15 protein-coding genes are annotated in these 15629 nt (G+C 52.6%); 1 reads left to right on the top strand and 14 read right to left on the bottom strand.

What is annotated here, in order from left to right; all coding sequences use genetic code 11:
- Window positions 1-21 precede the first annotated feature (21 nt).
- From ylxM to SY83_RS15790, 13 genes are all read right to left on the bottom strand, one after another.
- On the bottom strand, window positions 22-369 hold the full coding sequence (gene ylxM, locus SY83_RS15850; RefSeq protein WP_068608272.1) for a YlxM family DNA-binding protein: 348 nt from the start codon (window positions 367-369) through the stop codon (window positions 22-24).
- A 129-nt stretch (window positions 370-498) separates the two neighbouring features.
- The gene (ftsY, locus tag SY83_RS15845; RefSeq protein ID WP_068608270.1) at window positions 499-1500 is read right to left on the bottom strand and encodes a signal recognition particle-docking protein FtsY; all 1002 of its coding nucleotides are present in this window, start codon (window positions 1498-1500) and stop codon (window positions 499-501) included.
- A gap of 21 nt (window positions 1501-1521) precedes the next feature.
- Window positions 1522-5094 (bottom strand): chromosome segregation protein SMC, encoded by a 3573-nt coding sequence (gene smc, locus SY83_RS15840; RefSeq protein ID WP_068608268.1) that lies wholly within the window; start codon window positions 5092-5094, stop codon window positions 1522-1524.
- A 149-nt stretch (window positions 5095-5243) separates the two neighbouring features.
- Window positions 5244-5951 (bottom strand): ribonuclease III, encoded by a 708-nt coding sequence (gene rnc, locus SY83_RS15835; RefSeq protein ID WP_068608265.1) that lies wholly within the window; start codon window positions 5949-5951, stop codon window positions 5244-5246.
- Window positions 5952-5993: 42 nt separating this feature from the next.
- Window positions 5994-7232 (bottom strand): beta-ketoacyl-ACP synthase II, encoded by a 1239-nt coding sequence (fabF, locus tag SY83_RS15830; protein WP_068611138.1) that lies wholly within the window; start codon window positions 7230-7232, stop codon window positions 5994-5996.
- 161 nt (window positions 7233-7393) lie between these two features.
- Window positions 7394-7627 carry an acyl carrier protein gene (locus tag SY83_RS15825; protein WP_068608263.1) on the bottom strand — a complete coding sequence of 78 codons (234 nt, stop codon included), beginning with the start codon at window positions 7625-7627 and terminating at the stop codon, window positions 7394-7396.
- 130 nt (window positions 7628-7757) lie between these two features.
- Complete coding sequence (fabG, locus tag SY83_RS15820) at window positions 7758-8504, bottom strand: 3-oxoacyl-[acyl-carrier-protein] reductase (RefSeq protein ID WP_068608261.1); 747 nt, start codon at window positions 8502-8504, stop codon at window positions 7758-7760.
- A 124-nt stretch (window positions 8505-8628) separates the two neighbouring features.
- Entirely contained in the window at window positions 8629-9567 is a 939-nt protein-coding gene (gene fabD, locus SY83_RS15815; protein WP_068608259.1) for an ACP S-malonyltransferase, read from the bottom strand.
- A gap of 37 nt (window positions 9568-9604) precedes the next feature.
- The gene (locus tag SY83_RS15810) at window positions 9605-10591 is read right to left on the bottom strand and encodes a beta-ketoacyl-ACP synthase III (RefSeq protein WP_068611137.1); all 987 of its coding nucleotides are present in this window, start codon (window positions 10589-10591) and stop codon (window positions 9605-9607) included.
- Entirely contained in the window at window positions 10591-11589 is a 999-nt protein-coding gene (gene plsX, locus SY83_RS15805) for a phosphate acyltransferase PlsX (protein WP_068608257.1), read from the bottom strand. Before plsX ends, SY83_RS15810 begins: the two co-directional genes overlap by 1 nt.
- Complete coding sequence (fapR, locus tag SY83_RS15800; RefSeq protein ID WP_068611136.1) at window positions 11573-12187, bottom strand: transcription factor FapR; 615 nt, start codon at window positions 12185-12187, stop codon at window positions 11573-11575. Before fapR ends, plsX begins: the two co-directional genes overlap by 17 nt.
- Before the next feature lie 123 nt (window positions 12188-12310).
- Window positions 12311-12484 (bottom strand): 50S ribosomal protein L32, encoded by a 174-nt coding sequence (rpmF, locus tag SY83_RS15795; protein WP_068608255.1) that lies wholly within the window; start codon window positions 12482-12484, stop codon window positions 12311-12313.
- A gap of 41 nt (window positions 12485-12525) precedes the next feature.
- Complete coding sequence (locus tag SY83_RS15790) at window positions 12526-13032, bottom strand: YceD family protein (protein ID WP_068608254.1); 507 nt, start codon at window positions 13030-13032, stop codon at window positions 12526-12528.
- 162 nt (window positions 13033-13194) lie between these two features.
- Between SY83_RS15790 and SY83_RS15785 the strand changes: the two genes are divergently transcribed.
- Window positions 13195-14478 carry a nucleotidyltransferase gene (locus tag SY83_RS15785; RefSeq protein WP_068608252.1) on the top strand — a complete coding sequence of 428 codons (1284 nt, stop codon included), beginning with the start codon at window positions 13195-13197 and terminating at the stop codon, window positions 14476-14478.
- Window positions 14479-14494: 16 nt separating this feature from the next.
- Here the strand turns inward: SY83_RS15785 and SY83_RS15780 are convergent, their stop codons facing one another.
- Entirely contained in the window at window positions 14495-15589 is a 1095-nt protein-coding gene (locus tag SY83_RS15780) for a SepM family pheromone-processing serine protease (protein ID WP_068608251.1), read from the bottom strand.
- Window positions 15590-15629: the final 40 nt, after the last annotated feature.

Below are 15629 nucleotides of genomic sequence, written 5' to 3'. Positions count from 1 at the left end.
ATTATGCTCATTCGTTTCGTTTCACAGGTCCAGATCGGACAGCTTGGTAGCAATCCGTTTCACCGTATCCTGGTTCACTCCGTTGTCCGCTTCAAGCAACAATTCGCGCAACAACTGTTGACGCTTCTCATGCTGGGCGTGCAGATGCAACTTCTGTTCATAATCATCCAGCACATGCTCCGCGCGCTTAATATGCTCATACACGGCTTGGCGGCTGATCATAAACTCCGAGGCAATTTCTCCAAGAGAATAATTCTCGTGAAAATAAAACCGAAGAAACGTAGCTTGCTTATCCGTCAACAGAGGTTCATAGAAATCGAACAGCGCGTTGATTCTTGTCGTCTTCGACAAGGCTTCTGCATCATTCACCGTGCCGTCTCCTTCCGTCAAGTAAAATCACTTTACACCGGAACATTGACTAGTTTACCCGATTCAAAAACCAATGTCAAGGAATTTCACTTGTCAGTTATGTGACCTAGGAGAAATGACGCAAAGGAACTAGTTCGACCCCTCTTCAGCCTCTTCACGGTCTTTAATTAAGCCCGCAAACAACGCATGCACAAACTGGTCGGAATCGAATTCCTGCAGATCATCCATCTTCTCCCCGAGACCTACGAATTTGACCGGAATGTTAAGTTCCTGGCGAATGGCAATGACAATGCCGCCTTTGGCCGTGCCGTCCAGCTTCGTCAGCACCAATCCGGTAACGCCGGTTTTCTCCCCGAACAGTTTGGCTTGCTGCAACGCGTTCTGACCGGTTGTCGCATCCAATGCCAACAACACTTCATGAGGCGCATCCGGCACTTCACGCTGAATCACGCGATAAATTTTGTTGAGCTCTTCCATCAGGTTTACTTTATTCTGAAGCCGGCCCGCCGTATCGCAGATCAAAATATCCACACCGCGGTTTTTGGCCGCTTTGACGGCATCGAACATAACTGCGGCAGGGTCGGATCCTGCTTGTTGCTTTATCACCTCGACCCCGACGCGCTCCCCCCAAACCTCAAGCTGTTCGATGGCACCCGCTCGGAAGGTATCACCTGCGGCCAGCATCACTTTTTTGCCCTGAGACTTGTATCGGTGCGCCAATTTGCCGATGGTCGTCGTTTTACCAACCCCGTTGACCCCTACGAACAGGATGACGCTTAATCCGCCCTCCACCAGTCGCATAGACGCGTCCTGCTCCCCTTTAAGCAAATCAACAAGCTTTTCCGATAGAACCGGTTGCAAATCTGCCGCGTCCTCGATCTTACGTTTACGCACCTCCGTGCGCAACTCTTCAATCAATTCCATCACGGTGTTCACGCCAACGTCCGCGCCGATCAGTATTTCTTCCAGCTCTTCGTAGAAGTCTTCATCGATTTTTTTGCGACGGGTAATCAGGTCTTCCACACGCTCCACAAACGCGGTCCGGGTCTTTGAAAGGCCTTCGGTAAATTTAGTTGTGATTTCTTCCGTTTTCGTTGCGATACTCTCTTTTAATTTTTTGAAAAAACTCATAGTGTCCTCCACAATTATAATTTAAGCCGACACGGCCGCTTCATCATCTAATTTTACGGAAACCAGCTTTGACACGCCGCCTTCTTCCATCGTGACGCCATACAGCACATCCGCTTCTTCCATCGTCCCTTTACGGTGGGTCACTACGATAAACTGAGTCAATTCCGAGAACTCCCTCAGATATTGAGCAAATCTGGCCACATTCGCTTCGTCCAATGCCGCTTCGACCTCATCCAGCACACAGAAGGGCACCGGCTTCACAAGAAGAATGGCAAACAGTAAAGCGATCGCGGTCAGAGCTCTTTCCCCGCCGGAGAGCAACTGTAAATTCTGCAGCTTCTTACCGGGAGGTTGAGCAATAATATCAATGCCTGTTTCCAACAGGTTTCCGGGCTCCGAAAGAATTAAATCCGCACGGCCTCCTCCGAACAATTTGGCGAAGACGACCACAAAGTGTGACCTAATCGCATCAAAGGAGCTTCGGAACCGCTTGGACATCTCTTCGTCCATCTCGCGAATAACCTGATATAGCGCGGTCTTGGCTTCAATCAGGTCATTCTTCTGAACGTTCAGGAATTCATACCTTTCATGGACACGCTGAAACTCCTCAATGGCTCCCAGGTTGACTTCGCCGAGCGCTCCGATGGTCCGTCTCAAGTCTCTGACAATCTGCTGAACGCCGCTAACATCCTCAGGGACAGGATATCTTTCCTTGGCAAGCTCGTAACTGAGCTCGTAATCCTCGGACAGCTTTCTAAGTAAGTTTTCCAATTCCACATCCAGTCGGTTCACCTTGACTTCCGTCTGCCGCAGCTGTTCCTCCACTTGCTTTAACTGTACCCGTTGCTCACGTGTTTCGTTCTCTCCCTCTTCCAGTCGTTTCAACCAACCCGCCCTCTCGGCACGCTTAAACTCCAACTGATCCGCGCATTGCTTCTTCCGGATTTTATACGTGTTCACGTCCTCCGTCTGACGGACCGCTTGTTGCTGATTCTCCTCAATATCTTCGGCAACCTGCTCCAGTTGGCTGCGGTTCAGCTCAAGCTCCTGATCCTGCTGTTGCAACTCGCTTGTAATCCGCTTTAGCTGATCCTGCAAGGACTGCTTCTCTTGCGTGAGCGTAGCTACCTGAACTTTCAAATCTGTCATGTAGGCCTGCAGCTCGTCTTTGGCTGATTCGCTGGCCTTCCTGGAGAGCTCCGCGTCGCGTATCGCTTGCTGAACCTGCTGTTCCTCGCTTTGTAATACGATTAAGGACTGCTCCAAGTCCTTCTTCCGCGCGCGATACTCTTTCACTTCCGCCTCGTGTTGACCGCGATCCTGCGAGTGCAGTTCTAGCTGCGGAGCAAGCTGGGTTAATTCGCCCTCCAACTGTTTCAACTCTGCCAACAATTGTTGTTCGATAATGCGGGCTTGCTCACCTGCCTCGCGCGATTGCTCCAGCTGTGTGGTCTCGCCTATAATTTCTTGTTTCATTCGTGCAATCTGAGCCTGCAACTGCGAGATTTGCTCCTGCGATTTGTGAATTTCTTGAATTAATTCATCTATCTGCCGTTGACGCCCCAGCAGACTAGTATTCTTCTTCTGCATTGAACCACCGGTCATGGAACCGCCGGCATTTACAATATCGCCTTCTAACGTAACGACACGATAGCGGTATTGGCACTTGGCCGCTATGCGGTTCGCGTCTTCCAGAGTTTCCGCAATAATCACATTGCCCAGCAAGTTCCCTACAATGTTACGATATTCGGGTTCGCTGCTTACCAGTTCTGCCCCAACACCGACAAAACCGCTTGCTCCTTGAAGACCGCGATGCTCGGATTCAGGTATGTACCGCTCTTTAATAACATCCAACGGGAGGAATGTCGCACGGCCGAGTTGCCGCCGTTTCAGGAAGGCGATCGCTTCGCGGGCGCTGCTTTCACCTTCCATGACCACGTGCTGCAACGCTCCGCCCAACGCCGTTTCCACGGCCAGCTCAATCCGGGCAGGAACTTTAATCAACTCGGCTACCGCACCCAGAACGCCCCGAAGTCCGTTTTCCCGGTTTCGTGCTTTCAACACTTCTTTAACACCGTGCATAAAACCGTCGAAATCATTCTGCATCTCGGTCATCGTATCTTTACGGGAAACGAGCGCATCCGTCTTTTGCTCCCATTTACGAATGGTGCTTTGAGCGGTTTCAAGTAACTCTTGCTTACTCTGGATGCTTTGGGAAGCCGCAACGTAGGCATTCTTGCTTTCGGATAATGATGCAATACAGTCCGTTAGCTTGGCGCTCAAATCTTTCTTGCGTGTCTCCAACTTCTTCTGTTGTTCGGCCAGCCGCCCGTGATCATCATTCAACCGGGACATTCGACGTTGCGCCGATTCCATCTGCTGTTCCATGTACCGTATTTCATTGCGGGCTTGAGCGGACTGGTTTAACTTATCCAGCAGGTCGCCCCGGAGCTTTTCTTCCGTATCGCTGCTCGTCCCGCCGGTTACCCCAAGCAAACGCTCCTCTTCGGACCGTAACGTGGATTGAAGACGGTTCAGTTCGCTGCTAATCGCGTTATACTTATCCCGGTAACCCGTTTGTTCCGTCCGCCGCTCTTCAATTCGCTTCTCGCCCACTTCAACCATTTGCAATAACTGCAGACGGTTCTGCACGAGGTATTTGCTGCGTTCCTTGAGAACCTCGCCTTGCCCTTCGCTTTTCTCAAGTTCCGCACTGATCGAGAGCAATGAGGTCTGCAGTTCATCCAGCTCCAGTTCCAGCCGCCTGGTTTCCGATCGATGCTGTTCCAGATGCGCGTCATGCTTCGAAACGACGGTGGACAATTCCAGTTGCTCGGTTTGCAATATGTTCAACCGTTCATTCGCTTCTGCCCAAGACTCATGAATTTGCTCGATCTGATGGACGTACATTGAAATTTCGCTGGTTTTCAGCTCTTCCTTCAACTGCTTAAACTGCACAGCTTTGGAGGATTGTTCCCGCAAAGGTTCAATCTGATCCTCCAACTCGGACACGAGATCATGAATCCGAAGCAGATTCTGCTCGGTATCTTCCAGCTTGCGCCCTGCATCTTTCTTGCGGGATTTATATTTGACAATACCGGAAGCCTCTTCAAAGATTCCTCTGCGATCCTCTGACCGTGTGCTCAGGATTTCTTCGATTCGGCCTTGTCCGATAATGGAATAAGCTTCTTTGCCGATCCCTGTGTCCATAAAAAGCTCCGTAATATCTTTCAATCGGCATCCTTGTTTATTGATAAAATATTCGCTGTCCCCGCTGCGATGCACTCTTCGGGTTACCGTCACCTCGCTGAAATCCAGCTTCAGCGCTTCATCGTGATTGTCCAGTGTCAGGGATACTTCCGCATAGTTAACCGCTTTACGCGCGTCGCTGCCGGCGAAGATAATATCCTCCATCTTGCCGCCTCTGAGCGATTTGGCGCTCTGCTCGCCGAGCACCCAACGAATGGAATCGCTGATATTGCTCTTACCGCTTCCGTTCGGGCCGACTACGGCTGTGATGCCTTGGACGAATTCCAGTTCAGTCTTGTCCGCGAACGATTTAAATCCGGATAATTCCACTCTTTTCAAAAACATGGCTAACTTTCACCTCAACGCCTATTTTACCAAATTCGCAGTATTTTCGCTTGAAAATCCATGTACAACTGATACCGACCCTTACTATAGCAAAAAAAAGCAGGAACAACCTTAGGGTTGCTCACTGCTCCTCATGAGATTCTGTAGACTCAAGCGTCCAATCGGGCGGACTGGGCGATCGTTCTTAACGCTTCGGAAGCCGCTTGCTGCTCGGCTTCTTTCTTGGAACGGCCGGTCCCCCGCCCTAATCGTTGTTCGTCCATAAATACTTCCGACACGAACTCCCTTTCATGCGCGGGTCCTGTCTCTCCAACAATCCGGTATTCCAACGCGCCCATATTGTATGACTGCGTAAGCTCCTGCAATTGAGTCTTGAAATCCTTGTTCTGAAGCTTAGCTGCGGATGAAAGTTTAGGAAACAGATGTCTGTCCAGAAACTGTTGAACGGCAAGTAGGCCTTGATCCAAATATAAAGCGCCTATAAAGGATTCAAATACGTCAGCCAACAACGCCGGCCTTGTACGTCCCCCTGTCTGTTCTTCGCCTTTACCCAGAAGCACATACATCCCGAATTCAAGATCCTCTGCGAATCCGACTAATGAAGGCTCGCATACTACAGATGCGCGCAGCTTGGTCAGCTCGCCTTCCGGCTTATCCGGAAAATTTCGGAACAGGAATTCGGATACCGTCAGTTCAAGCACAGCGTCGCCCAAATATTCCAGACGCTCATTGTCATCCGAATGGGTCATCCGGTGTTCATTTACATAAGACGAGTGCGTGAAGGCTTGCGTCAGCAGCGCGGGCTCGAGAAACCGTATGTTTAGTTTGGATTGCAGATGTTTAAGATCGCGTTGCATGGTATACCCCTTCTCCTTGCTGCTGACGCAGCTTGCCCGATGTTACGCCTCGTATTTCTTAAGAATAATCGTTGCATTATGACCGCCGAAACCGAATGAATTGGACATCACCACGTCCAGATTCGCCTTACGCGGGACATTCGGAACATAATCCAAATCACATTCGGGATCTTGGTTCTCCAGATTCGCAGTAGGCGGAATCGTCTGATGTTCCAAAGCCAGACCGCAAATAACGCCTTCCACGCCGCCCGCGGCACCTAGTAAATGTCCTGTCATAGACTTGGTCGAAGATACAGCCAGCTTGTAAGCATGGTCGCCGAACGCCTGTTTAATGGCATTCGTCTCCGATTTGTCGCCCACAGGGGTCGATGTGCCGTGCGCATTAATGTAATCCACATCAGTCGGCTCCAGGCCGGCATCCTTGATTGCTTTAACCATACAGCGCGCGGCACCGGCCGGATCCGGTTCGGTCATATGATGCGCATCCGCGCTCATCCCGTAACCGACGATCTCGGCATAAATCTTCGCGCCGCGTTTCTGCGCATGCTCTAATGATTCAATGATCATGACACCGGCGCCCTCGCCCATGATAAACCCGTCGCGGTCCACATCGAACGGTCGGCTGGCTTTCTCAGGTTCTTCATTGCGAGTGGACATCGCCCGCATGGAGCAGAAGCCTGCCATGCCTGTCGGACGAATCGTCGCTTCCGCACCGCCGCAAATCATGACATCCGCGTCCCCGCGCTGAATCATTTTGAACGAATCCCCGATGGAATGGGTTCCCGTAGCACACGCGGAAACCGCGGCTGTGTTAGGTCCCTTGGCTCCTGTGGACATGGAAATTTGACCGGACGCCATGTTAGCTATCATCATCGGAATGAAGAACGGCGATACCCGTTTCGGACCTTTCTCGAGCAGAATGGCGTGTTGATCTTCCCAAGTGCCCAATCCCCCGATGCCGGAACCGACAATAACGCCTACCCGTTCAGGATCCGTATCATTCTTCACATCCAGCTTCGCGTCGCGAAGCGCCAGCAAGCTTGCGGCCAAACCGAATTGCACGAACCGGTCCATCCGGCGCGCTTCTTTCTTATCCATGTATTGTTCGGGATCGAAGTCCTTCACAGAAGATGCAATTCTTGTCGGGTAATCGCTGACGTCGAACGCCTCTACCACCGACACCCCGGATTTACCTTCCAGCAGGTTGTTCCATAATGTCTCCAGATCTGAACCTAAAGACGTCACAACCCCCATACCTGTCACCACTACTCTATGTTTCAACATCGCTCACCTCGAAACCGGTCTCGTTAAAGCTGATTGCTATATTGTAAATCTATATATTAAGAACATGATGGCAAAGAAAAATCATCGTTCAAACTGTGGCTTAATAGGGTAAAGAATGAGGAGAAGTCCCGTTGATGTACTAACGGGACTCGTTCACTTTACGTATGAGATTGTATGTATTTCACAACTTCTCCTACAGTAGTAATCTTCTCAGCATCCTCATCGGAAATTTCCATATCGAACTCGTCCTCTAGCTCCATAACCAGTTCTACAACGTCGAGAGAGTCAGCGCCTAAGTCATCTTTGAAAGATGCTTCGGTAGTAACTTCAGCCTCGTCAACTCCTAGACGATCAATAACGATACGCTTTACACGCTCTAATACATCGGACATCCGGTTCACCTCCTCCTTGGTATTATACGAGAATCCATAGCAAATTACCATAGAATCCATTCAAATCTCAATTTGCGGCTCCAAACCCTTCTGAGCCCATACACCAGACTATTATTCCTCTGTTGCCAAATTACATGTACATGCCGCCGTCTACATGAATGGTCTGGCCTGTCATATAGGAGGAGTCATCCCCCGCAAGGAACAACACGGCATGAGCGATATCCTCAGGTTTACCCAAACGGGAGAGCGGTATTTGTCCCAATAACGCATCCTTGGTTTCCCCCGAAAGCTTATCGGTCATATCGGTTTCTATGAATCCCGGCGCCACGGCATTAACCGTAATTCCCCGCGAAGCCAGTTCCCTTGCCGCAGCTTTCGTCAAACCGATGACACCGGCTTTGGCAGCGACATAGTTAACCTGACCCGGGTTGCCCAACACACCTACAACCGATGAAATGTTGATAATACGGCCTGAGCGTTGTTTCATCATCGGCCGGGTTACGGCTTTGACACAGTTGAACACACCTTTAAGGTTAGTGTTAATGACGGCGTCAAACTCCTCTTCTTTCATCCGCATTAACAAGTTATCCCGTGTTATTCCGGCATTATTCACCAGAATATCGATTTTTCCGAAGCTTTCCATAACCCGCTTCATCATATCTTCGACATCTGCGGCCGAAGCCACATCCGCACGAATCTTGACGGCTTTCCGCCCCATCGTTTCAATGGCCTGAACCACAGCGCCGGCCGCATTTTCACTGCCCGCGTAGTTCACGGCCACATCCGCGCCGGCCTCGGCGAGCGCCAAAGCAATCGCTCTCCCGATGCCTCGGGAAGCACCGGTAACCAAAGCTACCTTGCCTTCCAGTTTCTGCATCCTGATTCCCCCTTCCCCATGCTTCTTAAGGATTCACAATAAGCCTGATGCTAAACCAGGCGTGCCCCTTCAGGGCTAACGCGCACCCTACCATTGTTACCGCAACAACCAATGTTATACGGTTCTAGGACCGGATAAGCTCCCCGGCCGCTTCAGCTGTCTCAAGCGAATTCACGGAGAGGACGCGCACATTGCGGTCAATTTTCTTGATTAATCCGGCGAGCACCGAGCCGGAGCCGATCTCCACGAAGGTATCGACACCCTGTTCGATAAGCCAGCGGACTGAGTCCTCCCATAGTACAGGGGAGGACACTTGCTCTACCAGGAGTCTGCGGATTTCAGCAGGCTCCGTCACCGGTCGTGCCGTTACATTGGCCACGACCGGGGCAGCGGCCGGCGACATCTCGATGCCGGCCAAGGTGTCTTGCAGCCGCTGCGCGGCAGGCTGCATGAGCGAGGAGTGGAACGGGCCGCTCACCTCAAGCGGGATGACCCGCTTGGCGCCGGCTTCCTTGCCGCGTTCTACGACAGAGGCTACACCCGCGGCGGTACCGGATACAACGATCTGGCCGGGACAATTCACATTGGCCAGTTCGACCGCTGTCCCGCCCGCGGAAATATCCGCGCAGAGCGAGGTTAACGCCTCTCGCTCCGCGCCCAGCACCGCAGCCATCGCCCCCGCCCCACCGGGCACGGCCTGCTCCATGAACTCGCCGCGCTTTCGGACCGCCGTAACGGCGTCTTCAAAGCGGAGCACGCCGGCGGCGACAAGCGCGCTGTACTCGCCCAGGGAATGACCCGCGACATAGTCGGGTTGTATTCCTTGCGCGGCGAACGCGTCCATCAATGCGATGCTGGTTGCAAGCAGAGCGGGCTGCGTATGATACGTAATCTTTAATTCTTCTTCAGGACCGTTAAATATAAGTTCGGTAAGCTTAAACCCTAATGCAGCGTCAGCTCGGTCAAACCGCTCACGACCGGCCGCATGATGATCGTATACATCCTTGCCCATGCCAACCGCCTGCGCGCCTTGGCCGGGAAATACAAATGCGATTAACCCCATTGGTACAGCTCCTTTGTCACCCAGAATAAACGGCTTTCTACCAGACCAGAACCGTGGCTCCCCAAGTCAAGCCGCCTCCGAAGCCGACCAGTACGACCCGGTCTCCCTCGTTCAAGCGTCCTTCCTCCACCGCTTCAGCCAGCGCAACCGGAATGGATGCCGCCGACATATTGCCGTAGCGGTCCAGATTCACCATGCACTTGTCCTCGCTCAATTCGAGCCGGCTAAGCGCCGATTGGATGATACGCTTGTTCGCCTGATGCGGCACCAACAAATCGATCTCCGATTTGTCCATGCCTGCTTTACGAAGCGCTTCCTCCGCCGCGTTCCCCATGATACGCACAGCAAACTTGAATACCTCGCTGCCCGCCATATAAATATAGTGCTGGCGAGCTTCGACGCTTTCCACACTGGAGGGTACCAATGATCCTCCTCCGCGAACGTGCAACAGTTCCCCGCCGGAACCGTCGGCGCCGAGTTCAAAGGACTTGAAGCCCCGTCCCTCCGGCACCTCGCCAAGCACAACAGCTCCCGCGCCGTCCCCAAACAAAATGCACGTATTGCGGTCTGTATAATCCGTAATTCGCGAAAGACACTCGGCCCCCACAACCAGAACGTGTTTGTATATTCCTGTAGCGATGAAGTTGGATGCATTGGCCAAACCGTAAATAAAACCGGAGCAAGCGGCGGACAAATCGAACGCGGCGGCCTTCTTAGCCCCGAGCTTTTCCTGCAACATACATGCCGTTGAAGGGAAATACATATCTGGCGTAACCGTTGCGACGATAATAAGATCCAGCTGTTCCGCGGTAATTCCTGCTTGCTCCAGCGCGATCTTGCTTGCATGAAGCGCCAAATCCGACGTAGCTTCTTCCTCCGCCGCCAACCGCCGTTCACGAATACCCGTCCTGCTGACGATCCATTCGTCATTCGTATCCACCATCTGCTCCAGATCGTGGTTTGTTAGAATCCGTTCGGGCACATACTTGCCGGCCCCGAGCACGCCTACCGGAATGATATTCATCATTGCACCGCTCCCTTACCGCTGATTTCCGCCGAAATTGAACCGACAAGGTCGTTCTTCAGCGCTTCCCTTGCCTGACGCACGGCGTTCTTGATCGCACGGGCATCCGAGGAGCCGTGGCTCTTGAGCACCAGCCCGTTTAACCCCAGTAACGGCGCTCCGCCATGCTCCTTATAGTCGAGCTTCTTCTTAAACCTCGACAAACCCGGTTTTAACACCGCGGCCGCCAGTTTACTGAGCAATGAGCTGGTGAATTCCTGTTTCAGCACCGAGAAAATCGTGCCTGCCGTGCCCTCCAACGTTTTCAGCAAAATGTTACCGACAAAGCCGTCGCACACCAATACATCACAATTGCCTTGCAGCACATCCCGTGATTCCACATTGCCCACAAAATGGATCGGCGCTTCCTTCAGTAAAGGAAAGGCGCCCTTGGTGAGCTCATTGCCTTTCATTTCCTCTGTACCGACGTTGAGCAACCCGATGCGCGGCTTCGTCAAGCCGTGAACCTTGTTACGATAAACGCTGCCCATGATGGCGTATTGAAGTAGATGCTCCGGCGTTGCATCCATGTTGGCGCCCAGATCAAGCGCCAGAACCCCCTTGCCGTCCACCGTGGGAATCATAGGCGCCAGGGCGGGGCGTTCAATTCCCGGCATTCTACCGACAACAAGTAATCCCGTAGCCATCAGCGCGCCCGTATTTCCGGCCGAAATCATGGCGTCCGCCTGACCTTCCTTCACTAACCTGCCCGCAACGACCATGGAGGCGTCCTTCTTCCTGCGAACGGCCTTAACGGGTTCATCATCCGGAAGAACAACCTCCGATGCGTGCTGTACCCTCAAATTGGAAGGTATTTCTGTCATGAGCGGCTTCAGCTTCGCCTCATCCCCGACGAGAATAATCTCAACATCCGGCCACTCTCTTGCCGCTTCTAACGCACCCTGTATGTTCATGTCCGGCGCCGCGTCTCCGCCCATGGCGTCAATTGCGATCCGCATCGTTGTCCACTCCTTTATTGCTGTCTTTGCTCTCTTCGTTGTCCAGACCGGCATTTCGGTACACCGTAAATGTTCCCTGAAACACCAATTCTTCGCCGACATATGTAAATACTTCTACTTTAGCTTTCCCACTTGGCCCTGTATTAGAACGGACATAGGCTTTAGCCACGCATTTCTCTTCCAGCAGCACGGAACGCACAAACCGGATATCCGCCGATGCTGTCAGCGCAATCTCCGCATTCATAATTCCCACCGCCAAGGAATTGGCCTGAGAGAAAATATGATGTCCCCTTGCAATCCCTGTACGTGAAAACACATGCTCCGCTTTAATTTCAAATATGGATATCCCGCTTTGATCCAGTTGCAGATCGATAACTTCACCTATGATTTCATCTAACGGCAAAGATTTCACCGGATCCAATGATCGCTCCGCCATCAGCTTCAGCCGTTCCCTTACTTCAGGTATACCGAGCTCCATCCGGTCCAACCGAATCGTCTGTATGCTCACCTTAAGCTTGCGCGTCAATTCTTGGTCGGTGATAAACGGATTATCGTCGATATGCTGCGACAGTTGTTGTTGTCGTTGTCGTTTAGGCAGGCGCTCGATGCTTAACACCCCTTGTTTTTAATACCTGGTACTAATACTAGTATATATAAATGCCCGGCAAAAAGAAAGCAAAAAAAATAGCACCTCACCATAGGATGAAGTACTACTTATCGATTATTGTTTAATAATCTCTCTTGCCTTGTATGTTCCGCAAACTTTGCAAACGCGGTGACTCAATTTCAATTCTCCGCAATGATCGCATTTCACCATGCCCGGAACTTCTAATTTAAAGTGAGTACGGCGCTTGTCGCGACGAGTCTTGGACGTTCTTCTTTGAGGTACTGCCATATTCCCACCTCCTTACTCGAGTATAATGGGTTCTTTGTCTCTTATTGTTTAAAAAAATCCTTGAGTCCGGCTAAACGAGGGTCGACCTTCTCCGTATTACATCCGCACTCGGTTTCATTGCGATCTGCTCCGCACACAGGGCACAACCCCTTGCAGGCTTCTTCGCAAAGCGGCGCGAAAGGTAAATAAAGCATTAGCGCTTCTTCTACATAAGGCTTCAAGTCTACCCGTTCTTCCTTAACGGCGATGATGTCGTCCGTCTCGTCCTCTTCGGTCGCTTCCGTCTTCAGAGCAAACTGCTCATCGAAAGGAATCCGCACTGTTTCTTTCACCGGCTTCAAGCAGCGCGAGCAGGCCATCGTCAGATCAGCCGACAATTCCCCTTCCACCCGCACGATTCCGCCTTGATACTTCGCGGCTAAATCGGCTTGCAGGGGACTAATGTCCATTACATCGCGGCGGCTTTTCACCAGGGCGTCGACGTCGAGTCGTTCGTGGAATTCCTGTGTAACGTCCTTGGAAGCCAGCTCTTTAAATTGAAATAACAATGAGATCAACTCCAAACAAACAAAGATTATTATATCTATTTTATGCCTATCTTGTCAACAGGGGCCGGTGTTTATTTTCCCATCCACCTGTTTCATGTTATATTTCGATACATAACTAGTATACCTGTAGTCTTATATAGGCATTCGGAGGTCGTAACATTCATGAGTACCGTAGGCGTTATTGTAGAATATAATCCTTTACATTATGGACATGTTTATCACTTCCGTCAATCTTTAAATCTGACTGGCGCCGATACATGCGTCGCCGTGATGAGCGGACACTTCCTGCAGCGCGGCGAACCCGCTCTTGCGGGCAAGTGGGCACGTGCCGAAATGGCGCTTCGGATGGGCGCGGATCTGGTTATCGAGCTTCCGGTGGCGTACAGCTCCCAGCCTGCCGAGTGGTTCGCCTTCGGCGCCTGCGCTCTGCTGGACGCTACCGGCGTCGTGGACAGCCTGTGTTTTGGCAGCGAAAGCGGCGAGCTGGGCTGGCTTCTGCCGTTGGCGCGTGTGCTTGCGGACGAGCCGGAGGCATTTCGCGCGCAGGTCAAGGCGGGGATGGCGAAAGGGATGAACTATCCCGCCGCATACTCGGCCGCCGCGGCATCGCTGGCGCGGGACTTGGGCGGACGCGGCGCCGCGGCGTTCGCGGACGTTGCGCCGGAGGCGCTCGGGCAGCCCAACAATACGCTGGGGCTGCATTACCTTATCGCGCTGGAGCGCCTGGGCAGCTCCATTGCGCCTTACACGGTAGCGCGCCGCGCCGCCGGCTATCATCAGGCGGACGTCACGGACGCCCAGATCGCCAGCGCCACCGCGATCCGCCGCCTGCTCTTCGAGCAAGGCGACCTTGCCGCCGCGCAGGCTTATCTCCCGCCGTACACGTATGACGTGTTACAGCGGGAATGGGCGGCCGGGCGCGGGCCGCAGCGCTGGAGCCGGTACACCCCGCAGCTCCTGCACCAGCTCGTCAGCCGGACGGCTGATGAGCTGGCGGAGCTGGCGGAGGTGACCGAGGGGCTCCAGCATCGGCTCAAGGGCGCGCTGCCGCGGCTCGGGGACGGCCCGCTCGATTTCGAGCGGCTGCTCGCCGCGCTGAAGACGAAGCGCTACACGCGGACGAAGCTGCAACGGATGCTGACCCGCATCCTGCTCGGCCACAGCAAGTCCGCCCTCAGCGCTCATAACCTGCGCGAAGGCGTTTCCTATATCCGTGTGCTTGGCTTCACGGAACGGGGACGCGCGCTCCTTAAGCGCATGAAAACGACAGCGAAGCTCCCCGTTGTCACCAAGGTGACGAAGGAGAGCTTCCCGTTTCTCGATATGGATATACGCGCCACATCGGCATACGCACTAGGCTTTGACAAGCCTGCATCCGAAGATTTGTTGAGAGACTACTACCAATCCCCCATTATCATATCATCAGAACGGTACGAAAGGTCTTAACGACTTGACGTGCCGTTTACTTTTTCACCGGTAATTTCTTCAGATATTCCAACGCTTCATCGATCGTGCCCACCGAGACAATCTTCATAGCCGTATCAATCTCTTCGGCTCTCGCCTTTGCTTCTGACGTGTTTAGCACGGGGGCGAAGGCTTCTCCCTTTTTGGGAACCAAATCTTTAGGCGCGAAGAAGATATCCGCTTTCTCCCGGTCGGCCGCCACAATTTTGTGCTTGATCCCGCCGATGACGCCGATCTTTCCATCCGGTGTGATCGTACCTGTACCTGCAATGCGATACCCCTTCGACAAATCGCCGGGCGTCAATTGATTCAGAATCGCCATCGAGAACATAAACCCCGCGGACGGTCCGCCGATTTCTCCCGCTTTAATCGTAACTTTCTTCTTTCCCGTCTTTGGCTCCACGGACTGCAATTCCGCGGGAATAATGCCAATGCCCGGCAGAGGCTTCGCCGGTTTCTTTACGCCCGGCTGAGGAGGCAAGGCGGCCAAGAGCAGCTTCGAGCTTCGCTTTTCCTTCCCGCGCTCATAGTCGAGCTGTAAAGACTGGCCGACTTTCTTCGCACGGATTTTGCCCAACAGATCATTGACGTCCGTTATGCTCTGTCCGTCGACGGCGAGCAGCCGATCCCCGGGCTGGAGCACCTTCTCGGCCGGCATACCTTCGTTGGTTTCAAGGACAACGACAGATTGAGTCACCTTCTTATAAGGAATGCCCGCTTTCATATATGCAGCCTGAATGGCGTCACTCTGCGAGGTCTGCATGACATAGGCCTGACGCTCCGTGTATTCCTGACGCGTCTCTCCTTCTCTTAAAAGCTGGCTTTTCTTGGCGATATCCTGATAAGGATTCACAAGGGCGTAAAGGTATTGCAACGTATTTGAGTATGTTAAGGAAACCGTTGTGAGCATGAAAGTACCTTTCTCTTGCAGTTCGCCTTCATTCACCGCGATCATCGGTTTAATTTCTTCGGCGGATCCGGGCTTGTAAATCACATACGGTGTAGGCAAATAAATTAGGACATAGGCCACGACGGCAACCAGGATGAAAGCCGGCAAAAATCCGAAACGAAATCCCGTTCTCCTCGCGTTCATATTTTATATCTCACTCCTTAGGGGCTTGGTCTAAAGGGAT

It is taken from the genome of Paenibacillus swuensis (assembly GCF_001644605.1).
Taxonomy (GTDB): domain Bacteria; phylum Bacillota; class Bacilli; order Paenibacillales; family DY6; genus Paenibacillus_N; species Paenibacillus_N swuensis.
This window is presented reverse-complemented; position numbering and strand designations above follow the sequence as displayed.